Source organism: Paludibaculum fermentans (assembly GCF_015277775.1).
In the GTDB taxonomy this organism is placed as follows: domain Bacteria; phylum Acidobacteriota; class Terriglobia; order Bryobacterales; family Bryobacteraceae; genus Paludibaculum; species Paludibaculum fermentans.
This window is the reverse complement of sequence record NZ_CP063849.1, coordinates 5,688,423-5,711,241: the sequence shown is the minus strand read 5'-3', so window position 1 is coordinate 5,711,241 and position 22,819 is coordinate 5,688,423. Positions and strand designations below refer to the sequence as shown.

Below are 22,819 nucleotides of genomic sequence, written 5' to 3'. Positions count from 1 at the left end.
TCTACTCTGCCTCCCAGATGAGAACGCGTGCCGGTGTGGGATTGTACGCGTTGCATGGATTGTTGAGTTGCGGGCAGTTGGAGATGACGACGAGGGTGTCGCGGTCGGCGTGCATTTCGACGTACTTGCCCGGGTAGGAGATGCCGTCTTCAAACGTGAGGCGGCCTTCGGGCGTGACCGGCACGTTCATGAAGAAGTTCACGTTGTGGCCGATGTCGCGCTTCTCCAGGATGCGGCCGTTCAGGTCGGGCTTCCATTTGAGGATCTGCTTGAGGAACGTCTGCCGGCAGGCATGCATGTAGCGTTTGCCTATGTCGTAGCGGACCATGTTCGACTCCTGCGAACACGCGCCGCCGAGTGTATCGTGGCGGCCGCAGGTGTCGGCGGTGATGGTCATCAGCGCGTGCCCGTTCTGAGTGAGCAGGCGGGTGCCGGTGCTGAGGTAGATATTGCCCTGGGCGCAGATGGTGTCGACGGCGGAGTAGCGGTCGGTGTAGTCGTGGGCGTCGAAGAAGAAGGTGTCGACGGCCTGATTGCCTTCCAGGTCGACGATGCGGAAGGTCTGGCCCTTCTTCACTTCATGGATCCAGCCGTCGCCGGCAGGGATGGTCACGTCGAGGATGGCGTCGACGGGCTGGAGTGTGCTTTCGATGAGGCTCATGCGCGTGCCTCACTGCCAAAGTAGCGTTCGGTGAGAGTGAAGCCGCGGCCGTTCTCTGGCCGGGATACGCGGCACGCATCATCGGCGGCTACGGGCGCGGCCTGGCCCACTGCGAGGTGAATGGACTTCGGCGCGTAGACGGCGCCTGGTTCCATGGGGTGATGATTGGCGGAGAGCAGCACGAGAACGTTCATCTCGGCGCGCAGTTCCACTTGCGAGCCGGGCTTGGAATTGCCCGGTACGTAGTGCATGGAGCCGTCGGCGTCAACCTGCACTTTGCTGAAGAAGTTCACGGTGGGTGTGAGGTCGCGCGGTCCGAGTGAGTATTTCGCGAGTTCGAGCAGCAGGCTTTCGCGGCTGCTCTGTGTCCATTCGTTGCGGTGGCGCTGATAGTCTTTGTCGCCGTACTTGGCGTGGACGATGGCGGCGTTGAGCGTGCCGCCGATGGGATCGTGCCAGCCCACGCTGTCCGAGGTGATGGAGCACAGGATGTGGCCCATGTCGGAGTAGAGGACGAAGCCTTCAGTGAGCCGCGCGATATGCTGGGCCTTCAGCGTATCGGGCATGTTGTAGCGCTCTTCCGGAAAGTCCGCGTTGTAGAACAGTGCGCTGACGTTGGCGCCGCCGTCCACATCGGTCAATCGTAAAGCGGTGCCGCGTTTCAGGACGTACGACCAGGTCTGCCCGCCGCGCAACTCCTCTTCCCAGAGAATCGATTGCATCATGAATCCTATTCGACTACACAACCACCAGGATTGCTGTCACTTGCCTCCGATCTTCGAAAGTTCCAGCCGCCAGATGTTCTGCTCGCGCAGATTGGAGAGCCACACGGAGCCGTGGGCGAAGAGAATGGCATCGCCGCCCGCGCCTGCATACTGGCTCGATACTTTGTTGGTTACGGGATCGATGCGGGAGATGGGGATCTGGAAGACGGTTACCCAGACGGCTCCGCCACCGGCTGAGATCTCACCACCGCCGCCGGGGATGCCGACGGGAATGGTGGCGACGGTCTTGCGGGTCTTGGGGTCGATCTTGGAGACGGTGCCGTCGCCCTGATTCAGGGTCCAGACGAAGCCTTCGCCCACCGTGAGAAAGCGGGGCGCGGGGCCGACGGGAATGGAATCGGTGACCTTGTTGGTCTTCGGGTCGATGCGGGAAACGAGGTTGCCTTTGGTGGAGGTGACCCAGACAGCGCCCTCTCCGAAGTCGGCTGTGTAGGAGCCTTCCGGTACGCTGACCCTGGCGGTTACGGCATTCTTCTTGGGATCGATGCGGGCGACCGTATCCCCTTTTTCGCCGGTGGGCATCCAGACGGCTTCCTTTGAGCAGGCGATGCCGCCCTCGCTATCGGCGGGGCCGACGGGAATCGTTGCCACGACTTTCAGGGTTTTGTCGTCGACCCGGGAGACCGTCTTGTCGCCGCAGTTGGGAGCCCATACGCTCTTGAAGCCATAAGCGATGCCGCTGCATGGTTTCTGGCCCACTTCGACGGTGCCCTCGACGGCATTGGTCTTCGCATTCAGCTTGGAGATGGAGTTCTTGGGTTTGTTGGAGACCCAGATCCCATCGGGTGAAGCGGTGGTCCAGTCGGGCACGCCGGGAACCGGGAATACGGCCTGCGGCGCGACCTCCGTCATCGGTTTCTGGACCTCTTTGATGCCTGGCCGGGCCGGACGAGAGGGCCTCTTTTTAGGGGCGGCTTCGGGCGGCGCAGATTGGCCCATGAGCAGACCACAGGCCAGAAAAAGACTCGCGAGCTTCATTACCCCTCCAGGGCCTCACCGAACGATTCATCGAGCACCCGAGCCGTTGCTGGGGCTCCTTGTGTAGCCAGGCAGACCGTCATAAACACGACCAGGCTGATGACCGGCGGCAGCAGGGTGTCGAGGCCTGCGAGCTGGGGCGGCATCGCGAAGTGGCAGATGGCGCGGGCCAGAGTGCCTGAGAGGATGCTGGCGATTGCACCATTGGAGTTGGCTTTGCTCCAGTAGACGCCGAAGAACAAGGGGATCACGCAGCCGGCGAAGACGATGTCGAACGCGATGACGAGCAGCATGCCGGGTTCCGGACGAACATAGGCGATCCAGGCGGCGGCCACGGCCGTAGGCAGGGCCAGGGCACGGGATAGGAAGAGCATGAACTCGTCGTCGAGGCGCCGTTGGCTCCAGCGCTGATAAAGGTTTCTGGCGGCGACCACGGAGATGACGAGCATCGCGCCATTCGCGGTGGACATCGACGCGCCGAGAACTCCGACGAAGACCATGATGCCGATGACCAGGGGCAGGTAACCCGAGGCAAACATGGGCAGCACCATGCGGGGATCGCTCACTTTGCCCAGGGTGGCCACGGCAGCCAGGCTCAACACCGTGCAGCACAGCCCGATCACGAGGGTCCAGCCGCCGGCGTAGTAGCATCCGCGACGCGCGGTTGCCGGTGTACGAGCGGAGAAGACGCGCTCCATGAAGTCGAGAGCCATGGCGTTGCCGAAGGCGAGCGAGATGATGGTGGCCCAGTTAGCCAGGCCGCCATCCTTCACGGTGGTCAACGCGGTCAGGCTGGTGGTCGCCGCCGGGACCCGTGCCATGATCGCGGACCAGTCCTGTGTCCAGAGGACGTAACCCGCGGCGAGCACAAAGCCAATAATAGCCACGTGAATTTGGAAAAAATCGGTCCAGATTGCGGCGTAAAGTCCGCCGGCGATGGTGTAGAGAAAGATCACGCTAGTGGCGATGAGCAGGCAAACACCATAGCCCCATCCGCTCACCACCGAAAGAATCCACGCCACGGCGCTCAGGTTTCCGGCCACCAGCACGATAAAGCAGATGATCGTGAGCATGGAGGCGAGCAACTCAGCGTGCTTGGAGTAGCGGCGATAGAAGAACTCGGGCAGTGTGAGGAGATCCAGTTGGTTGAGCGGCGCGGCCAGGAATCGTCCCACGAGGAAGAGGCTTAGAGCCAAGCCTAATGGGATTGCCGCCCCCGCCCAAAGGCTGCCGGAGTAGGCCAGCGCGACATTGCCCAGCGTGGCGTTGCCATCGATTGCCTGAGCGGCCAGCGCTGTCCCTACTACGATAAACGGCATCGATTTGCCGCACACCGTATAACGCTTGCTGGATCCTTGCACCTGAGTGTACGTATACAGCCCAATGCACAGAGAAATGGCCATGAATATCACGACCGGCCAGAACATGACCGACATGGCAGAGGTGTCCTTACGATGTTGGATTTTGGAGATCGTAGACGACAGAGCCCAGTGGCCGATGACGGGGGGTGCCCGCAGACGTTGCAGGTAAGTGGATTCAGTCTAGCGCATTTCCTGTTGACTTTGTAACGCGAGTACCTCAAACTTTTGTGAAACTGGGTCATTCAACTCGTCCATCAAAGGCGTCCAGCTAAATACCCCGCTCGTGTTCTCCCTGTAGAGCCAAGTGTTCCCGTCAAGGGCCCAAGCCAACTCCGTTCGAATCAAAAATAGGGGACGTACACGTGTATCGATTGCTGCTCTTACTCGCGGCCATGCTTCTGCCATTGGCCGCTCAAACCAGCTCAGTTCAGGGGACTGTCAGTGATTCTCAAGGGGCCACCGTTCCCAACGCCGTCGTCAATATCACCAACACAGAAACGTCCGCCGCACGCAAGACGGTGACGACCGACTCAGGCACTTATTCCTTTGTGCAACTACCGCCCGGCAACTACCGTGTGGAGGCGCAGGCACCCGGCTTTCGCACACAACTGCAGCAGGTACAGCTGCAAATCAACGTCCCGCTCACGCTGAATATCAAGATGGAGTTGGGTCTCGTTACCGAGACGGTGAGTGTCGAAGCAGATGCGGCATCGGTGAACACGCAGAACGCGACGGTCGGCAGCCCGTTTACGCAAACGCAGATCCGGCAGTTGCCGCTGCAAACAAGAAACGTTGTGGAACTGCTGAGCCTGCAGCCTGGCGTTACTTCGCAGGGCAACGTGATGGGCGCCAAGCGCGACCAGAACAACGTCACTCTCGATGGGGTCGACGTCAACGACAACCAAAGCGCCGGCACTTCGAACGATGATCGCGGCTTCTTCGCGGCGCTGCCGGTGCCGCTGGATTCCGTGCAGGAGTTTCGTGTCACGGTTGCTGGACAGGGCGCCGACCAGGGCCGCTCCGCCGGCGGCCAGGTGGCGCTGGTGACGAAGAGTGGATCGAACCAGTACCACGGGTCGCTGTATGAGTTTCACCGCAATGTGAAGACGGCAGCTAACGACTGGTTCAGCAATCGCGCCGGCATCCCTCGTGAGAACCTCATCCGCAATCTTTATGGCGCGTCCTTCGGCGGCAAGATCATTAAGGACCGCGCGTTCTTCTTCTTCAACTGGGAAGAGCGGAAAGACCGGTCGGCCACGGCCCAGAGCCGTGCAGTGCCCACAGAGACGATGAAGGCCGGCACCGTGCGGTTCCGCATGAACAACGGCCAGATTGGCGAGTTGAACCCGCAGGAACTGAAGGGTGTCGATCCGCTGGGTCTCGGCGCATCGCAGACGATGCTCGACATCATGAAGCAGTACCCGGTTGGAAACGACCTGGCCGGCGGCGCCGACCGCGGATTGAACTTCTCGCTGTTCCGGTTCAACGCTCCTCTGACGCGGAACGACCGGGCGCTCGTTTCCAAGATGGACTTCAACCTGGACCGCAGCGCGAAGCACACGCTGATGCTGCGCGGTACGCTGGCGGACAATTCACGTGACCAGGTGCTGGCCCAGTTCCCCGGGCAGGACGCCGCGGCACGCAACCTCGACAACTCGAAGGGTCTCGCGGCGCGGTACACCGCCGTCATTTCGCCGACGATTGTGAACGTACTGAGCTATGGCTACACGCGGCTGGGTATTGCGCAGTCGGGTACGCCGGGTCCGTCGATCACCTTCGGCACGCTGGCCACACTGCAGAACTACACGCGCGGGTTCGGCCGCTTCATCCCCACGCAGAACCTGGCCAATGACACCACCTGGATGAAGGGTACCCACACGGTACAGTACGGCATCAACTTCCGCTTCATCCAGAACGACCGCAACTCGTTCACGACGTCGTACCCCAGCTACAGCTTCAGCCGCAACACACTGCGCGGCCTGGGTTCCGACATCACGGATTCGATCAACGGCTACATCCGGACGAAGTATGGCAGCTCTTCGCTGGCCCTTTCCGAAGCCACCCAGGTGACGAATGCCATGGGCGCGCTGCTGGGCCTGGTGAACCAGTACAGCGTCACCTACAACTTCGGGCGTGACGGCAAAGCGGTTCCGGTGGGCGATCCCATCTCGCGCAGCTTCGCCACAAAGGAGTATGAGTTCTACGTCCAGGATTCGTGGAAGGTGCGCAAGGACCTGACGCTGACCTACGGCTTGCGCTACGGCAGCTACCAGGTGCCTTACGAGAAGAACGGCGTCCAGGTGGTACCCACTGTCGATCTCGAGCAGTATTTCGCTGAGCGCGTTGGCGCTTCCATGGCGGGTGTTTCGGGCGCCACGATGCCCAACGCGTCCCTGACCTATGCGCTGGGCGGGCCGGTGAACAATGGCCGCGGCTGGTTTGGCCGGGACAACAACAACTGGGCTCCGCGCTTCGGCTTCGCCTATGCTCCGGTGAGCGACAGTTTCTGGGGCCGCCTGTTCGGCAAGGGTAGTGTGATCCGCGGCGGCGCGGCGATGCTCTATGACCGGTATGGCAGCGACATGGTAGTGAACTTCGACCAGTCCGGTTCGCCGGGTCTGGCGACGCAGGTCACGCAGCCGCGCAACACCAACTTCAGCGACTCGGCGCGGTACACGGGTGGCAACCTGCCGACACTGCCCTCGGCTCCGGTCAACAGCGGCTTCCCGTACACGCCGCCGACGATCCTGGGCGGGTTCAATTCGAACACGGGTGTGGCCTCGCACCTCGTGGCTCCGTACTCGTTCCTGCTCAACCTGAGCTACGCGCGGGAGACGAAGGCGCACATCACGGTGGAAGTGGGCTACGTCGGCCGCATGTCCCGCAAGGGCCTTTTGCAGCAGGACTTCTTCCAGCCGCTGACTGAGTTCAAGGATCCGAAGTCCGGCCAGACCTGGTCGCAGGCAGCGGGCCAGTTGCGCAACTATTACGAACAGGGCATTACGCCGGCGCAAGTGAAGGCCAACCCCGGGATCATCCCAAAGGTTCCGTTCTTCGAGAACATGTTCCCCGGCGCCGCGGGCTATGAGTTCGCGGGCAGCCCCACGGCGAATTACTTCTACACGACCTACGGCACTTACGCCGGCAGCGATCTGGACGCTTTGAATGATATGGATCGCGAGCGGCAGTCGGACGGCAGCTGTATCTCGGTGCTGGGCTGCAACACCTTCTTCCCGCTGCAGAATGCGGGTATGCGGGTTTGGGTGAATGCCAACAACTCCAGCTACAACGCCGGCACCCTGGTGGTACGGCGGCCGGTTTCGAAGGGCTGGGGCTTTGACTTCAACTACACGCTGGCGCACTCCTTCGACATCCAGTCGACGGCCGAGTCAGGAGCGGGCGCGGGCGGCGCGGTGATCCAGAACTCCTTCAATCCGAAGGAATCCTACGCCTCGTCGGACTTCGATATCCGCCACAACATCACGGCGAACACGGTGGTCGAGCTCCCGTTCGGCAAGGGCAAGCTGCTGTTCCACGACACGCCGGGCTGGGTCAACCAATTCATCGGTGGATGGCAGGCTTCGATGTTGAGCCGGTACCGGACCGCTATGCCGCTGAGCATCTCGGTGGGCGGCGTCTACCCCACCAACTACCTGAATGGCTCGATCGCGATCCTGAAGCCTGGAGCCACGATGCCGTCCACGGGCGTGCAATACAACCAGAACGGCGCCCCCAGCATCTTCGCCAGCACCACGGCCACGAACAGCTTCTACGGGCAGTTTCCTGGCCGCGTCGGCACCCGCAATATTGTCCGTGGGGCGCCGCTCACCAACTTCGACCTCTCCCTGGGCAAGACGTTCTATCTGCCCTTTGAAGGCCACTCGGTGCAGTTCCGCGCCGAAGCCTTCAATGCTTTCAATAACGTGAACTTTGCGGATTCGTCACTGTCCCTGACGCTGTCGAGTCCCGGAACGTTCGGCCAGTTCACCTCAACGGCCACCCAGGCCAGAGTGATGCAGTTCGCCCTGCGTTACGAGTTCTAAACTCCAAGGGCCGTCCCCCTGCACACGGATGTTCGTGGCGCACAGGGGCGGCCCTTTTTGCGTTTAAACCTGGACTGTCTGGCTAGTTGGCTTCGGCGGAGTTGGGCGGGAAGAGGACTTTGCGGACCGCGTCGAGGACTCCGTTCAGGAAGGGGACGGCCTCTTCCTCAGAGTAGCGGCGGGCAAGTTCCAGGGCTTCGTCGATGACGACCGCGGGCGGAGTGCCGACGTGCTTCATCTCGTAGACCGCCATGCGGAGCAGGTTGCGGTCGACGATGGGCATGCGTTCCAGCCGCCAGTTTTCGGCGCGCTTGGCGATGTAGCTATCCAGCTCTACTACATTTGCAGAGGTTCCGCGGACCAGGCTCTCCATGAAGGCGTCGTGGGCGGGCGCTTCCGCGGGCTCTTCACCGGTCTCTTCCTCGGTTTCAGCGGTAATGAGGGAGTCGTAGAAGGCCTGGATGGCGTCGTCGATCGGCAGTTTGCGGACGTCCCACAGGAAGAGAACCTGAACGGCACGATGGCGCGATTTGCGTCTTGCTGGCATTCTGTCGGTTCTGCTAAGCCTTCGAGCTGAGCGACTTCAGGAGGTTGGCCATCTCGATAGCGGTCATGGCCGACTCGAAGCCCTTGTTGCCACCCTTGGCCCCGGCGCGGTCGATGGCCTGCTCGAGGGTATTGGTGGTCAGGACTCCGAAGGCGATCGGGATGCCGGTTTCGAGCGAGACGTGCGCGAGGCCCTTGGCGGCTTCGCCCGCAACATAGTCAAAATGTGGAGTTTCTCCGCGAATGACGGCACCCAGGCAGATGACGCCGTCGTGGCGTTTCTGACGGGCGATCTGGGCGGCGACTACAGGCATTTCCCAGGAACCAGGCACTTTGGCGATCTCGATATCGGTCTGGGCGACACCGGCGCGGCTGAGGGCATCGAGAGCGCCGCTCAGCAACCGTTCCGTGATGAAGCTGTTAAAGCGGCTGACGATCAGGGCGAATTTCAAGCCCTTCCCGTCGAGGTTGCCCTCAAAGACCTTGTGCGACATATGGGATAATTAGGGGACTCTCCCAGTTTACAGCATGGATCCCGCCTACATCAGGAACTTCTCGATCATCGCCCATATCGACCATGGCAAGTCGACCTTGGCGGATCGGTTGCTCGAATATACCGGCGCGCTCTCGCAGCGCGAAATGAAAGAACAAGTCCTTGATTCCATGGATCTGGAGCGTGAGCGCGGCATCACGATCAAAGCTCATGCGGTGCGATTGGAATACCACGCCGACGACGGCAATCTGTACCAGCTCAACCTGATCGATACGCCCGGCCACGTGGACTTCACCTATGAGGTTTCGCGCAGCCTGCAGGCGTGCGAAGGGGCGCTGCTGGTGGTGGATGCGAGCCAGGGTGTCGAGGCGCAGACGCTGGCGAACACCTATTTGGCGATCCACCATAATCTGGAACTGATCCCTGTTATCAACAAGATCGACCTGCCGTCGGCGGAACCGGAACGGATCAAAGAGCAGATCGAAAATATAATCGGGCTGGACGCGAGCGAGGCCGTCCTGGCCAGCGCGAAGAGCGGCATCGGCATCCATGAGATCTGCGAGGCCGTGGTCAAGCGCGTGCCCCATGCCAAGGGCGACCCCGACAAACCGCTGAGGGCATTGATCTTCGACTCGTGGTTTGACCCGTACCGCGGTGTCATTATCCTGACCCGTATTCTCGACGGCAAGGTTCGCAAAGGCCAGAAGATCCGCCTTTGGACGACGGAAACGACATATGAAGTAGACGGGCTTGGGTTCCAGTCGCCGAAGCCGGTGCCCTGTGACGAGTTGAGCGCGGGCGAGGTCGGCTTCCTGTTCGCGAACATCAAGACGGTGTCGGACGCGAAGATCGGCGACACGATCTACGAGGCGGCACGGCCGATTACGGAACCGCTGCCGGGCTTCGAAGAGATGAAGCCGATGGTGTTCGCCGGACTCTATCCTATTGAGAGCCACGAGCATGGGTTGCTGCGGGATGCGCTGGAAAAGCTGCGGCTGAACGATTCGGCGTTCAATTTCGAGCCGGAGAACTCGGTGGCCCTGGGTTTCGGGTTCCGGTGCGGCTTCCTGGGTCTACTACATTTGGAGATTGTGCAGGAACGCCTGGAGCGGGAGTTCCAGATCGACCTGATCACGACGGCGCCGGGTGTGCGGTACCTGATCACCTTGGGCAATGGCGACGTGTTGGAAGTAGACAACCCCACCAAGTGGCCGAATCCGAGCGAGATCATCAAGATCGAAGAGCCGATCATCGACGCGACGGTGATCACCCGGGAGGAGTACCTGGGCGAGATCCTGAAGCTGCTGGAAGAGAAGCGCGGCGACCAGAAGAAGTTCGAGCACATCGGCGGCGGACGCGTGATGCTGGTCTACGAGATGCCGCTGAACGAAGTGGTGCTCGATTTCTACGACCGGCTGAAGTCTGCTTCGCGCGGGTACGCCTCGCTGGACTACCATTTGTCGGGCCATCGCGTTTCGCCGATGGTCAAGATGGACGTGCTGGTGGCGGGCGACCCGGTGGACGCGCTGTCGATTATCGTGCACAAGGACTTTGCGTACGAGCGCGGCAAGGGTCTGATCGAGCGGCTACGGAAGTTGATTCCGAGGCAGCAGTTCGAAGTGGCGCTGCAGGCGGCGATCGGGGCCAAGATCATAGCCCGCGAGTCGATTGCGGCGTTGCGCAAGAACGTGATTGCCAAGTGCTACGGCGGCGACATCTCGCGCAAGCGGAAGCTGCTGGAGAAGCAAAAAGAAGGCAAGCGCCGGATGAAGCGCGTAGGCCGCGTCGAGATCCCGCAGGAGGCGTTCCTGTCGGTGTTGAAGGTGAGCCAGGGCAGCAGCGAGGACTAGGCTGCGCCGCTACTTCGCGAGGCTCTTAAATCGCTGGCGGACCTCGTCAATGGTCTTCGCGGCGTAAACGCCGGAGTAGCTCCACGCCACATTGCCCTGCGCGTCCAGCAGGACCACGAGCGGATCGTCATCTTTCGGCGGCTTCAGGATCTGGCGCCACTGCTTTTCGCCTTGGTAAAACAGCAGGGCGTGCTGCTGCTGAGCTTCCGGCATGTCCTTGCGCATCCCGCCGCGGATCATGGGGCGGACGAAGCGGGGCGCGGCTTCCAGCATGGCCGCGGACCAGACCGGCAGGCCTTCCTTGGCCAAGGGGTCGGTCCAAGCCCGGGTGGCCTCTCCGGCCTTCTTGCTGAAGCTCCAGACCAGAATGGCCGGCTTGCCTCCGAACGCCTGGGGGATGGAGAGTTTCCCGCCGGCCAGGGTCTCGACCTGAGTCGTGGGGAAGGATTGGCCCGCGGCCAGAACGCCCAGGCAGCCTGCCAGCAACCACCCCCGCAACAGGACGGTCACGGGAGAACCTTCGCGACGGCAGCGGCCACCTGCGCCGCGAGTGCTTCGTAGCCCTTGGCGTTGAAGTGGACTCCGTCGGGTACGTGGTAGTCCGGGTGGTCCTTAATCACTTCAAAGAGGTCGTCCACCGGCAGTCCTTCCTGCTTCGCGAATGCCGCGGCCAGTTCATTCCTTTTGATCATGCGGCCGGTCTTGGGCGCGACCTGGTCCAGATGCTCCTTCACGCGGACGTCCGTGGTGGTCGCCCAGACGATGCGGGCCTTGGGCGCCAGGCGGCGCAACGTGGCCAGCAGCTCAGGCAGGGCCGCCGCATACGCTTCCTCGCTGTAGCCGTCACCGTGCATGCCGTTGTTGAAATGGATGACGTCAAAGGCCTGCTCCTTGAGTACAAGGGAAACCTGATCGAGCAGGGCGGGATCGCCCAGGCTCTTCGAGGTGGCGAGGCGGGCTACGTAGGCTTTGTCCTTGAGCAGCGCTTCCACCTGCTTGCCGTAGCCGCGGGTGATGGAATCGCCGATGAGCAGGACGCGCGGCAGGGCGTGCACGTTGGTGTCGGGCATCCACACGTCCAGCCATTCGATGTTCTCCCGGACAATCTGAGCCTGTAGAGGGAGCAGGAGGCTGGCGAGCAGGATAAGAGTCCTCATGATGCTGACGATCATGCTAGCAAGGCAGCGGCACGGCGGCCATGTGCGGAAAAAATCTCGCGATTGCTGTCGATTCCGGGCGTCGCGAATCGACGCAAGGGTAGAGCCCGAAAGGAACGGCTGGGGGATGCAGACCGGGCCGTCGGGCGTGAAAATCCACAAGGAACGTGACCTGAATGCGATTCATGATGATTGTCAAAGCGACTCCCGAATCAGAGGCGGGTGTCATGCCGAGCCGAGAGCTGATCGAAGCCATGGGGCGGTTCAACCAGGAAATGCTCGACGCCGGGGTGTTGTTGGGCGGCGAAGGGCTGCAGGGCAGCTCGAAGGGAGCTCGGATTGTCTCTTCGGGCGGGCAGAAGACGGTAGTCGATGGGCCATTCCCCGAGACGAAGGAGCTGATCGCCGGCTACTGGATGCTGAAGGTGAACTCCCGGGATGAGGCGATCCAATGGGCGTTGAAGTGCCCTGGCCCGATGGAGGGCAACGAAGGTGTTTTGGAACTTCGCCAGGTGTTCGAGACGGAAGATTTCCCCTCGGATGTGCTGACGCCCGAAGAGGCGGCGCATGAAGAGGCGATGCGGGCGCAGTTGGAGAAGACCGCTGGGAAGGTCTAGATCAAGGAGACGACTATGAAGCTGGTTAGCTATCTCACATTCGATGGACAGGCCGAAGAGGCCTTCAAGTTTTACGAGCAGGCCCTGGGCGGCAAGATCACGGCCATGATGCCCCATGCGGGCACCCCGGCGGCGGAGCACGTGCCCAAGGAACAACTGGCGAAGATCATGCACGCGCGCATGGAGGTGGGCGACCAGACCCTGATGGCGTCGGATGCCATGGCGGGCCAGTACCAGAAGCCGGTTGGCATTTCGGTCTCGCTGCACGTGAAGAGCCCGGACGAGGCGAACCGGATCTTCAATGCCCTGGCGGAAGGAGCGCAGGTGATTTCGATGCCGATCCAGGAGACCTTCTGGTCACCCCGTTTCGGGATGCTGACCGACCGTTTCGGGATCCCGTGGATTGTGAACTGCGATCCGGCGATGTAGAAGTCAGGGGCGAGGGGACGCTGTGGTGGCGTCCCCCAAAGGGCCCGGGAATGGCCCGCTGCGAGGGAAGACGCACGGGTGGGGAGGTGTAGTGGGTATGCGGTTCATGATGCTGATGATGCCCAAGGGTTATGAAGACGCCAAGCCCGGAACGATGCCGGACCCGAAGGCCGTTGGGGCGATGATGGCCTACAACGAACAACTGCAGAAGGCGGGGGTCCTGCTGGCGCTGGACGGGCTGCATCCGCCATCGATGGGGGTGCGGGTCTCATTCCAAGGCGGCCAGCCAAACGTGCTGGATGGACCTTTCCCCGAGGCGAAGGAAGTAGTGGGCGGCTACTGGATGATTCAGGTGAAATCGCGGGAAGAGGCGATTGAGTGGGCGACCCGGTGCCCGGGTTCGGACAACGAGACGATTGAGCTGCGACAGGTAATGGAATTCTCCGATTTCCCGCCGGATGTAAAAGAAGCGGCGAGCGCCTTCCCGGAAATGCAGGAAAAGACGGGACAGAGCACGTAAGGACGCTTACGCCCTTGCGGGTGCGGCGTGGAAGGTGGTGTGATCGGTAGTTGTGACGGCTACCGATATACACCGGGCGATCGAAGCAGTCTGGCGCATCGAATCGGCGCGGCTGATCGCTGGACTAGCGCGAATTGTGCGCGATGTCGGCGTGGCCGAGGAACTGGCGCAGGATGCGCTGGTGGCTGCGCTGGAGCAATGGCCGGAGTCGGGGGTGCCGCGCAATCCAGGTGCGTGGCTGATGGCGGCGGGCAAGAACCGCGCCATCGACCATCTACGCCGGAACAAACGGATTGAGCGGAAGCACGAGGAGATAGGGATCGAGCTGGAAGCGCGGCAGATGGCCGTGCCGGAAGTGGAAGCGGCTTTGGACGATCCCGTGGGCGACGACCTGCTGCGGCTGGTGTTCACCGCCTGCCACCCGGTGCTGCCGCCCGAGGCTCGCGTCGCCTTGACCCTGCGGATGCTGGGCGGCTTGACGACCGGTGAGATTGCACGCGCCTTCCTCGTCACCGAATCCACAGTCGCTCAGCGCATCGTGCGGGCGAAGCGAACACTGGCCGAAAAGCAGGTGCCGTTCGAAGTGCCGCGGGGCGAAGAACTGGCGGCGCGGCTGACTTCGGTCATCGAAGTCATCTATCTGATCTTCAATGAAGGATATGCGGCGACGGCCGGCGACGATTGGATGCGGCCGGGGCTGTGCGACGACGCATTGCGCCTGGGGCGGATCCTGGCGGAACTGGCTCCACAGGAGCCGGAAGTTCACGGCCTGGTGGCGATGATGGAATTGCAGGCGTCGAGAGGGCGCGCGCGCGTGGGCCCCAAGGGCGAGCCGGTGTTGTTGTACGAGCAGAACCGGTCGTTGTGGGACCAGTTGCTGATCCGGCGCGGCCTGGCGGCGTTGGACCGGGCCTACAAACTGGGTGAGGCGCAGGACGGCGACGTGGGTCCTTATGTCCTGCAGGCGTCGATTGCGGCCTGCCACGCGAGGGCGCGGACGCCGGAGCAGACGGATTGGCGGCGGATCGCGATGTTGTACCGGGAACTGGTGCGGCTGCAGCCTTCTCCGGTCGTGGAACTGAACCGGGCGGTCGCGGTAGGCATGGCGTTTGGCCCCGCCGCCGGGCTGGAACTGGTGGATGCCCTGTCCGCGGCGAACGCTCTGGAGAATTATCACCTGCTGCCCAGCGTCCGGGCCGACTTTCTGATGAAACTGGGCCGCATGGACGAGGCGCGGCTGGAGTTGGAGCGAGCCGTGTCGCTGGCGCAGAACGGCCGGGAGAAGGCCCTGCTGGTGGAACGCGTGCAGAAGTGCGCGGCGTCTACTTCTTAGGCGGCGCGGCTTTCGCGGATTCGGCCCGATAGAGGGCCGCTTTGGCGCTATCGCCCTGCGCATCGTACAGCGTAATCAGATCCTGACGGGCCGCCTGGAGCCAGGTGACGGAAGGGCTGGTTTGTTTCGTCAGAATCGCGTACCCGGCCAGGATCTCCGTCTCGGCCTCGGGATACTTCTGCTGCCGCACAAGCGACCGGCCGAGCTTGATGCGGGCGATGCCGGTGTTGAGGTGGCCGGGCGAGAGCGCAGTGGTAAAGCGTTGGACGACGTCGCGATAGATTTGCTCGGCACGGTGGTTTTCCTTGCGCTCGATGTAAACGCTAGCCAGATTCGACAGTCCGATGGCGACCAGGTAGTGGCGGTCGCCATTCGCCTTGCGGTAGATCTCCACCATGCGCCGGAATTGAGACTCTGCTTCGTCCAGGTGCTTCCGCTTGAGGGCGACGGAGCCCAGTTCGTTGATGGCGGAGGCTACGCGCGGGTGGTCCTGGCCGTAGACACGTTCCTGGATGGCCACGGATTGCTGCAGCAGGTCGACGGCTTCGTCGAAGCGTTCTTCCCGGACAAGGGCGCGGCCGAGCATCGTGAGGTTGGATGCGGTGGTGTGGTGGTCTTTGCCGTACCAGGACTGGTTGATCTCCAGCGCCTGGCGGTAGAGGGCCTCCGCCTCGGGGTAGCGGCCCTGCTCAAACTGAATGGCGCCGAGGTTGATCAGGTCCTCCGCGACGTGGGGGTGGCGCGACCCGTAAAGCTGGCGGTGCATGGCCAGCACCTTCTGGTTGAGCTCTCCGGATTGCACGAAGTGGCCCGCGTAGAAATGTGCGTTCGCCAGCTCGTAGGTGCTGGAGGCCAGTTCGGGCGTGACTTCCCCCTCCGAACGGAGGCGGACCGCCTCTTCCAAAACGCCGATCGCCTTGTCGTAGGAGCCGCGCTCGCTGAGTACTCGGCCCAGGGCGGAAGCGGCGAGGGCGATCCCGGTGTCGCCGGGTGGAAGAGTGCGGCGGCTCATCTCGAGGCCATCACGGACCAGTTTTTCCGCCTCATCGAAGCGCGCCTGGTCAACACGCAGCAGCCCCAGCGCCACGAGACTTTCCGCCACGCGGGGGTGATTCGGCCCGAACAGCGCCTGGCGGCGTTCCAGGGCGAGCTTGAGGAGCGATTCCGACTGAACGAGGTTGTCGAGCTTCTTATAGATGCCGCCGAGCGTCTGGTAGAGGTCGGCTTGGACGGCGGGTTCTGAGTCGAGCCCGCGCGCCTCCTGCAAACCACGGTCAAGCAGCGTGACGACACGCAGGTCGTCCTTGGGTCCGGCGGCTTCGTCGCCGCCTTCAAAGAGCCGGGTCATGAACTGCTGGATGCGCTGCGTGCGGGCGGCCTCGGCTTCCGCGAGATTGCGGGCCTTGGCCAGGCGGACCGTGAAGAAGATGACCAGGCCGACCACCGCCGCGGCGGCGAGCGAAGAGGTGACGACGGCGCTGCGATGGCGGCCAATGAACTTGCCCAGGCGGTAGCGGAGCGAGTCCGGCCGGGCGTCGAGCGGCTGGTTGGCGAGGTAATGATCGACGTCGCGCATGAGCGCCTCGACAGAGCCGTAGCGGCGCTGGACGTCCTTGTGCATCGCGGTCAGGCAGAGGACATCAAGATCCGCCCAGGAGGAGTCGCTGGCGGAGAGCCGGGCCGCCTTGCGGGCCAGGCTGGAGGGGCGTTCGGGCTCCTGCTGCACGACAATCGCCTGGGCCTCTGTGGGTGTGCGGTTGGAGAGGTCGAACGGAAGGCGGCCGGCCAGCAGTTCGTAGAGAATCACGCCCAGGGCGTAGACGTCGTTGTGGATGCTGGCGCGCTCGCCGCGGATCTGCTCGGGTGCGGCGTAGGCCGGGGTCATGAGGCGGAGCCCGGTCTGCGTGACGTCGGCCGCGGAGTCGAGCGCTTCCTGATGTTTGGCGATGCCGAAGTCGAGCAGCCGGACGGAGCCGTCCTGCTTGACGAGGATGTTCGAGGGCTTGAGATCACGGTGGATGACGGCGTGGCCGTGGGCGTACTGCACCGCTTCGCAGACCGCGCGAAAGAGGCGCAGGCGGCGCTCGATGGAGCAGGCGTGCTGCTGGCAGAAGGTGGTGAGGGGCACCCCCTCGACGTACTCCATGGCGAACCAGGGGGTGCCGTCGGGGAGAGTGTCCGCATCGTAGAGACGGGCGATGGAGGGGTGGTTGAGTTGGGCGAGGGTCCGTTGCTCGGCGGAGAACCGCTCGCGCCGGGCGGGTGAGAGCCAGGCATCGCGGAGGATCTTGATGGCGACCAGGCTGCGAAGGTCGTCGCGTTCCGCGAGATAGACGACACCCATGCCGCCTTCGCCGAGAAGGGAAGTGACGCGGTAGGGGCCGAACTGGCGGGGTTGGGCCGGATCGGCCAGGAGTTTGCCGGCGACACTGCCGACCGGCTGGTCGAGCAGGGAGGAATGACGGGCATCCTCCTCCAATAGGGAAAGAACCTCCTGCAGCAGGGCCGCATCGCCTGCGCAGGCGGCCTGCAGATGGGGCAGCCGCTCGGCTTCCGGCAGATCTGCCGTTTCGTGAAAGAGGTTCTGGATCTGCTCCAGGCGCGCGCTGTCCAACCTGCCCCCCAGTGCGAAGAAAATCTCAGGCGTTGCGGCGCAGCTCACGAGCGAGCCAAGCCTTGGCTACGCGCCAGTCGCGGAGGATGGTTGCCTCCGAAACATTGAGCATGAGCGCGGTTTCGGCGACATCCAATCCGCCGAAGAAACGGCTTTCGACAATGGCGGCCTGGCGCGGGTTGAGCCGGGCGAGATCCTCGAGCGCGGTATCGAGCGCGAGCACCTGATCTTCATAGGGCTTCGATTGGTCGATGAAGTCCTGTAGGGTTACAAACACAATTCCCTGCTCTCCGCCTCGCTTATTTGCATGGCGGCGGCGGGCGGCTTCGACGAGCAACTGGCGCATGGCCCGGGCGGCGATGCGTTTGAAGTGGAGATGGGATTCCGCTGTCACGCGCGGCGAGTTCGCCATCTTGAGCCAGGCCTCGTTGACGAGGGCGGTGGGGCTGAGGGTGGCACTGGGATCTCCGCGGCGGACAGTGGAGGCGAGCCGCCGCAGTTCCTCATAGGTCACGCTGAACAGATGATCGAGTTCGCGCCGCCGCTCCACGGTGAGAGGTTCACCGGATTCGACCCCGTCACCATTGAATGAATTCTCCGAGGACATGACGGTTTTTCCAGGGTCTCTGCGCATTGCGAGGTGAGGACAGGGAACCCAGCTGACGACCGTGGGCAGAGGCCTGCGACAGGTGTGCCCTGATGCCGCGATGCTAACACCCAAGGATATTCCCATGCAAGCACTTACGTGTACTGCCCGGCCTGTTTGCGCGCGCTGGGTCCGGACGGGCCAGGCGATGATGCTGGCTGTCGCTCTGGCAGGCCTGGCCGGCTGCGGCCGCGGTGGAGATTCAGCAGGTGTGCGCGCCCCGTCGAGGAGTGGAGAGGTGTGGGAGCTCGACCGCGCCGCGGGCCGGCCGGACATGCCGGGCGCGGTCCTGGCCTACGTCAACGGCCTGCACCTGATTGTCGTGGATGGCAATGACATCTATGCGGGCATGACTCCGTTGAAAGCGGAAGCACGGTCAGATGGCGGCCGCGCCATCAGGCTCGCCAACGGGCTGGAAGCGGTCCTGACTCTCGATGGTCCGGAACGCATGCAACTGAAGTTCTCCAGCGGCGAGTCCATTGGATTGCGTAAGAAGGCGGAGGTGAAGTAGACATGCGGGCAACACGGTTGGCAGTACTGGGACTACTGGCCGCGACGGCCTTCTTCGCCCAGAACGAAGATGCGGAGAATCAGGCGATCGCGCTGGTCTATCACAAGCTGACAGGCGACCCGCTGGACCTGCAGACCGTGGCGCAGAGCAGCAACGCGGTGCGCAGCGCGTCGGGTTTCGACCGGCCGGATGCGGTGAAGACCGAGACGGCCCGGTTGCAGGCGCAGCTGAATTCATCGGATCCGGGCAAAGAGTTCGTGATGCGCGTGAACGACTCGATCTCGGAGTACGACCACCAGCGCGGCGAATTCTATGTCGTGCTGTTCCGGCCAGGCTACTTCGTGCCCGTGAATGCGTTCCGGCAGCAATACCAGTTGGTGTTCGCGAACGTGGAGGGCGCGCGGGCCATCCCGATGCCGAAGGAAGAAGCTCGAGCCTTCGACCTGCAGTTGCAGAAGATCTCGCGGCACGTGACGAATGAGATTCATTTCAAGGTGATTGGCAAAGGCGATCCGGCCGGCGGCGTGACGGGCGAACGGGTCATCCGGGCGGAGATCCTCTCCTCGCGGTTGCTGGATGGGAACGGCAATGTGGTGTACCTGCCCAGGATCGTGCCCCTGGCGGCGAGCGCGCCGGCGGCGCCGTTTGATTTGGCGAAGGCGGATGTGGCCGGATTCCGGGTGGGCGTGAAAGTGTCGGACCTCGAAGCGACACTGGCGCGCACGGCCGGCAAGCCCCAGCGCGTGACACCGAAGAACGGTGTCGACAAGTTCGCCGGCACGTTGGAAGTGAACAGCATGGGATGCGCGAGTTATGTCGGGAGGCGCAGCCCGAACCCGGGCGCGGTGTGCGTGACGGCGTACTTCGACAAGGACGAGATTGTGCGGGCGATTCGAGTGGAGCGGCTGTTCCCCTGGTTCGACTCGGAGATCTTCCGGAAGTCGCTCACGCAGAAGTATGGCGCGGTGGCTTCGGCGAAGAACTCCGGCAGCGGGTTGGAGTTGGGTTGGGGGCCTGAGGTCAACGAAACAAACCATCCGGAGAAGAACTACTTCCACAGTGCGCTGAGGGCACAGTATGCGGCGGACGAAGATTTCATGAGCCGCGGGATGAACAGTCTGCCGCGCATCAAGATCGTGCTGCACCTGGTGGACGCACAGTGGGCATCGCAGCGGTAATTTCTGGAGGAACTGCACTTATGAAAATGAACCTGATGAGTTTTTGCCCGTTGGGGGCGGTGGCGGTCTTGCTGGCTATGGGGAGTCCGGCGGCGGCGCAGATGGGTCCGCTCTGTGGGGGGCGGAACGCGTGCGCGGAAGTGACGCCCTTTCTCGCGACGATCAACGACTTCCGGACAAGCACGTCGGGGCGCTACAAGGTGCTGACGACGTCGATCCGGTTTCAGAACAAGACGAACCGGCCGCTGATCCTCGGTTACGTCAGCGGCTCCGGCGCCGCTATTGACGACCAGGGGAACCGCTATGCGGCAAGCACGATCCGGGGCATCGGTGAGATCTCGGGGCGCAACGCGGACTCGAAGTTCGTCCTGCAGCCGGGCGAGGCAAGCGATGGGCGGTTTGAGCTGATCTGGGAGCCCGCGCGCGGCGTGGTGTTCGGGCTGAGTTTCGAGCTGGAACTGACGATTCGCGAGATCGTGCCCCTACCGGGCAACCAGATCCGCCTGGGGCCCGAGCATGCCCTGCATTTCAAGGCTTTGACCAACAACACAAGTTTCAACGCACCGGGGCAGGCAGCGCCGTCGATGGCGCAACCGCCAGTCGTGGCTCCAGCGCCGGCGGGAGTGCCTCAACCGGCCGCCCCTCCGGCCGCCGCCGCGCCGCAGGCTCCGGTAGCCGATGCCTGCGCGGGATTGCAGCGCTGCTATAACGCGGGTCCGTTCATTGCTGAGGTGAAGAGCGTAATCCCCAGCACTGAGAGCCGCTATCACGTGGTGCGCCTCAATGTCCGGATCCGGAACGTCTCGGGGGAGCAGCTCATTCTCGGCTATAAGGCCGGGACGAGTTCGGTGATCGACAACCTGGGCCAGCGCTACTACTGGGGCCGGGCGGGCACGTACGATACCAGCGTGACGGGCATCGGCGTGGTGCAGGGCGGCAAAGCCGATCCGCAGTTCGTGCTGAATCCCGGGCAGTCGCGCGACGCGACTTTCCGTCTCTTCCGCAATCAGGCGCCCAATGGCGGTGTGGGCAACGCCTACAACTTCGACGTCGCGCTGGAACAACTGGCCGTACTGCAGAGCCAGCAGATCCAGACGGTGCGGGAGTACAGCCTGAGTTTCCCGAACCTGCCGCTGGCGGGCATGGGGGCGGCTCCGGCGCAGAGCGTGGGCGAGGCGACGAAGGCGCTGAAGGACATCTTCAAGAAAAAGAAGTAAACGGCGGATCCCCTCCCGCTGTCCACGGGCAAGGACTGTGATCAGATGTTATCTGTCATGGGACTTGCCCGTTTTCTTTTGGCCGCCTGCCTGGTTTCCGTCTGCCAGGCACAGAGTTTCGAGATGACCTCGCCGGATGGGCGGCTGTCCTTTCGCATTGAGGGGAATAAGTACCGTGTGCAGTACGGCGGACAGCCGCTGGTTTTGGATTCGGTCATCGGACTTATCTTGGATGGCGCCGCTCCGCTGGGTCCGTTTCTGCGGGTGGGCACGGCCACCCACACCACGCATTCCTCGCAATGGAAGCCCGTGTACGGAGAGCGGGCGCTGATCCCTGACCACTACGAAGAAGCGGTGGTCGAACTGCAAGAGACGATCCCGCCACGGCGTTCGCTGCAATTGATTGTACGCGCCTATGACGAAGGCCTGGCATTCCGCTACCGCTTGCCGCAGGCCGTAGCGATCGAGAACGAAGCCACGGAGTTCGCGCTGCCTCCGGGCACACTGGCCTGGGAGACACACGGGGCCCAGTCGCGCTATGCGAAAGTGCCGGTGGACGAGTTGAAGCCGAACGCGGAGCGGCCGCTCACGCTGGAGTATGCGAACGGCGTGTATGCCGCCATCGCGGAAGCGGCGCTCAGCGACTATTCGTCCATGCGGTTGTCCCATCCGGCGAAACGACCCGGAGTTGTGACGGTATCGCTGGCCGGAGGCGCGCGGGCGGCTGAGACGCCCTGGCGCGTGTTTCTCGTGGGGCAGAAACCCGGCGACCTGCTGGAGCGCAACTACCTGCTGCTGAATCTCTGCCCGCCCTCGCGGATCGCCGATCTGTCGTGGATCCGTCCCGGCAAGGTGTTGCGGGAGGTCACGTTGTCGACAAAAGGCGCCCGGGAGGCAGTGGATTTCGCCGTTCGGCGCGGGCTGGGCTATATCGAGTTCGATGCCGGCTGGTATGGCCACGAGTACAGCGACGAGTCGGACGCGTCGCGGGTCCAGGTGGATCCCCTGCGGCTGCGGAAAGAGCCGGAGTATCAGGGGCTGGACCTGCCGGCCGTGATCGCCTACGCCAGGAGCCGCCAGATCGGCGTGCTGCTGTATGTAAACCGGCGGGCGATGGAGCGGCAGTTGGACCAGATCCTGCCGCTGTACGAGAAGTGGGGCGTGAGCGGCGTGAAGTACGGCTTTGTCAACACCGGCAGCCAGGGCTGGACGCGCTGGCTGTACGACGCGGTGGGCAAGGCGGCCGCGCATCACCTGATGGTGGACATCCACGACGAGTTCCGGCCCACGGGCATGAGCCGCACCTGGCCGAATCTGTTGACACAGGAGGGGATCCGCGGCAATGAAGAATTCCCCGACGCCACGCACAACACGGTGCTGCCGTTTACGCGGTACCTGGCCGGGGCGGCGGACTATACAATCTGCTGGTCGACTCCGCGGCTGAAGAACTCGGCGGCGCATCAGATGGCGTTGTCCATCGTCTACTACAGCCCATTCCAGTTCATGTACTGGTATGACCGTCCTTCCGACGTGGACGAGACGAATCCTGCGCTGGCGCTGTTCGACCACGTGCCCACGGTATGGGACGAGACGCGTGTCCTGGACGGCCGGCCGGGCGAATCTGTCATCGTCGCCAGGCGGTCGGGCAGGCGCTGGTTTGTTGGCGGGCTGACAAACGAAGAAGCAAGGACCGTGACCGTGCCGCTGACCTTCCTGCCGGGGCCGGCAACAGCCATCATCTACACCGATGGAGCCGCTGCCCGGCAGGTCAAGGTGGAACGAAGGCCCGTGAATCGCGGCGACGTGTTGGAGCTGAAACTGGCCGCATCGGGCGGGTTTGCTTTGGAACTGCAGTAGATTGCGTGCCGCCTCGAAATAGG

Annotated in this window: 20 protein-coding genes; 10 read left to right on the top strand and 10 right to left on the bottom strand. The window is 63.0% G+C overall.

What is annotated here, in order from left to right:
* Position 1: 1 nt before the first annotated feature.
* The 4 genes from IRI77_RS22475 to IRI77_RS22460 form a co-directional block, all read right to left on the bottom strand.
* On the bottom strand, positions 2–661 hold the full coding sequence (locus IRI77_RS22475; protein ID WP_194447252.1) for an urea amidolyase associated protein UAAP2: 660 nt from the start codon (positions 659–661) through the stop codon (positions 2–4).
* Positions 658–1,386: an urea amidolyase associated protein UAAP1 gene (locus IRI77_RS22470; RefSeq protein ID WP_194447251.1), complete on the bottom strand. Its 729-nt coding sequence runs from the start codon at positions 1,384–1,386 to the stop codon at positions 658–660. The genes IRI77_RS22475 and IRI77_RS22470 overlap by 4 nt, the downstream gene beginning before the upstream one ends.
* A 36-nt stretch (positions 1,387–1,422) precedes the next feature.
* The gene (locus tag IRI77_RS22465; protein WP_194447250.1) at positions 1,423–2,298 is read right to left on the bottom strand and encodes an NHL repeat-containing protein; all 876 of its coding nucleotides are present in this window, start codon (positions 2,296–2,298) and stop codon (positions 1,423–1,425) included.
* 125 nt (positions 2,299–2,423) lie between these two features.
* Positions 2,424–3,827 (bottom strand): sodium:solute symporter family transporter, encoded by a 1,404-nt coding sequence (locus IRI77_RS22460; RefSeq protein WP_194447249.1) that lies wholly within the window; start codon positions 3,825–3,827, stop codon positions 2,424–2,426.
* 320 nt (positions 3,828–4,147) lie between these two features.
* Between IRI77_RS22460 and IRI77_RS22455 the strand changes: the two genes are divergently transcribed.
* Positions 4,148–7,828: a TonB-dependent receptor gene (locus IRI77_RS22455; RefSeq protein ID WP_194447248.1), complete on the top strand. Its 3,681-nt coding sequence runs from the start codon at positions 4,148–4,150 to the stop codon at positions 7,826–7,828.
* Positions 7,829–7,910: 82 nt separating this feature from the next.
* On the opposite strand, the gene nusB is transcribed toward IRI77_RS22455, so the two are convergent.
* Together nusB and ribH are read right to left on the bottom strand one after the other, a co-directional pair.
* The gene (gene nusB / locus IRI77_RS22450) at positions 7,911–8,375 is read right to left on the bottom strand and encodes a transcription antitermination factor NusB (protein ID WP_194447247.1); all 465 of its coding nucleotides are present in this window, start codon (positions 8,373–8,375) and stop codon (positions 7,911–7,913) included.
* Between the two features lie 13 nt (positions 8,376–8,388).
* Complete coding sequence (ribH, locus tag IRI77_RS22445; RefSeq protein WP_194447246.1) at positions 8,389–8,868, bottom strand: 6,7-dimethyl-8-ribityllumazine synthase; 480 nt, start codon at positions 8,866–8,868, stop codon at positions 8,389–8,391.
* A gap of 34 nt (positions 8,869–8,902) precedes the next feature.
* Between ribH and lepA the strand changes: the two genes are divergently transcribed.
* Positions 8,903–10,717, top strand: a complete 1,815-nt coding sequence (gene lepA / locus IRI77_RS22440) for a translation elongation factor 4 (protein WP_194447245.1) — start codon at positions 8,903–8,905, stop codon at positions 10,715–10,717.
* A 9-nt stretch (positions 10,718–10,726) separates the two neighbouring features.
* Here the strand turns inward: lepA and IRI77_RS22435 are convergent, their stop codons facing one another.
* Together IRI77_RS22435 and IRI77_RS22430 are read right to left on the bottom strand one after the other, a co-directional pair.
* Positions 10,727–11,227 (bottom strand): hypothetical protein, encoded by a 501-nt coding sequence (locus tag IRI77_RS22435; RefSeq protein ID WP_194447244.1) that lies wholly within the window; start codon positions 11,225–11,227, stop codon positions 10,727–10,729.
* On the bottom strand, positions 11,224–11,874 hold the full coding sequence (locus IRI77_RS22430) for an SGNH/GDSL hydrolase family protein (RefSeq protein WP_194447243.1): 651 nt from the start codon (positions 11,872–11,874) through the stop codon (positions 11,224–11,226). Before IRI77_RS22430 ends, IRI77_RS22435 begins: the two co-directional genes overlap by 4 nt.
* A 176-nt stretch (positions 11,875–12,050) precedes the next feature.
* On the opposite strand from IRI77_RS22430, the gene IRI77_RS22425 reads away from it, so the two are divergent.
* The 4 genes from IRI77_RS22425 to IRI77_RS22410 all read left to right on the top strand — a co-directional run bounded on the left by IRI77_RS22425 (position 12,051) and on the right by IRI77_RS22410 (position 14,773).
* Positions 12,051–12,491 carry a YciI family protein gene (locus tag IRI77_RS22425; protein ID WP_194447242.1) on the top strand — a complete coding sequence of 147 codons (441 nt, stop codon included), beginning with the start codon at positions 12,051–12,053 and terminating at the stop codon, positions 12,489–12,491.
* A 15-nt stretch (positions 12,492–12,506) separates the two neighbouring features.
* Positions 12,507–12,920: a VOC family protein gene (locus tag IRI77_RS22420; RefSeq protein WP_194447241.1), complete on the top strand. Its 414-nt coding sequence runs from the start codon at positions 12,507–12,509 to the stop codon at positions 12,918–12,920.
* A gap of 97 nt (positions 12,921–13,017) precedes the next feature.
* On the top strand, positions 13,018–13,440 hold the full coding sequence (locus IRI77_RS22415; protein WP_194447240.1) for a YciI family protein: 423 nt from the start codon (positions 13,018–13,020) through the stop codon (positions 13,438–13,440).
* A 52-nt stretch (positions 13,441–13,492) separates the two neighbouring features.
* Positions 13,493–14,773: an RNA polymerase sigma factor gene (locus tag IRI77_RS22410; RefSeq protein WP_194447239.1), complete on the top strand. Its 1,281-nt coding sequence runs from the start codon at positions 13,493–13,495 to the stop codon at positions 14,771–14,773.
* Here the strand turns inward: IRI77_RS22410 and IRI77_RS22405 are convergent.
* The gene (locus IRI77_RS22405; protein ID WP_194447238.1) at positions 14,763–17,387 is read right to left on the bottom strand and encodes a serine/threonine-protein kinase; all 2,625 of its coding nucleotides are present in this window, start codon (positions 17,385–17,387) and stop codon (positions 14,763–14,765) included. The two genes, IRI77_RS22410 and IRI77_RS22405, sit on opposite strands and share 11 nt — an antisense overlap.
* Positions 17,388–17,412: 25 nt before the next feature.
* Positions 17,413–17,994, bottom strand: a complete 582-nt coding sequence (locus tag IRI77_RS22400) for an ECF-type sigma factor (protein WP_194447237.1) — start codon at positions 17,992–17,994, stop codon at positions 17,413–17,415.
* Between the two features lie 124 nt (positions 17,995–18,118).
* On the opposite strand from IRI77_RS22400, the gene IRI77_RS22395 reads away from it, so the two are divergent.
* From IRI77_RS22395 to IRI77_RS22380, 4 genes are read left to right on the top strand one after another with little or no spacing between them, the layout of a single operon-like run.
* Complete coding sequence (locus IRI77_RS22395) at positions 18,119–18,544, top strand: hypothetical protein (protein WP_194447236.1); 426 nt, start codon at positions 18,119–18,121, stop codon at positions 18,542–18,544.
* Positions 18,545–18,546: 2 nt separating this feature from the next.
* Positions 18,547–19,722 carry a DUF4852 domain-containing protein gene (locus IRI77_RS22390; RefSeq protein WP_194447235.1) on the top strand — a complete coding sequence of 392 codons (1,176 nt, stop codon included), beginning with the start codon at positions 18,547–18,549 and terminating at the stop codon, positions 19,720–19,722.
* 20 nt (positions 19,723–19,742) lie between these two features.
* Complete coding sequence (locus IRI77_RS22385; RefSeq protein WP_194447234.1) at positions 19,743–20,939, top strand: hypothetical protein; 1,197 nt, start codon at positions 19,743–19,745, stop codon at positions 20,937–20,939.
* A 57-nt stretch (positions 20,940–20,996) separates the two neighbouring features.
* Positions 20,997–22,796, top strand: coding sequence for a glycoside hydrolase family 97 protein (locus tag IRI77_RS22380; protein ID WP_228486263.1), 1,800 nt, complete (start codon positions 20,997–20,999; stop codon positions 22,794–22,796).
* Positions 22,797–22,819 lie beyond the last annotated feature (23 nt).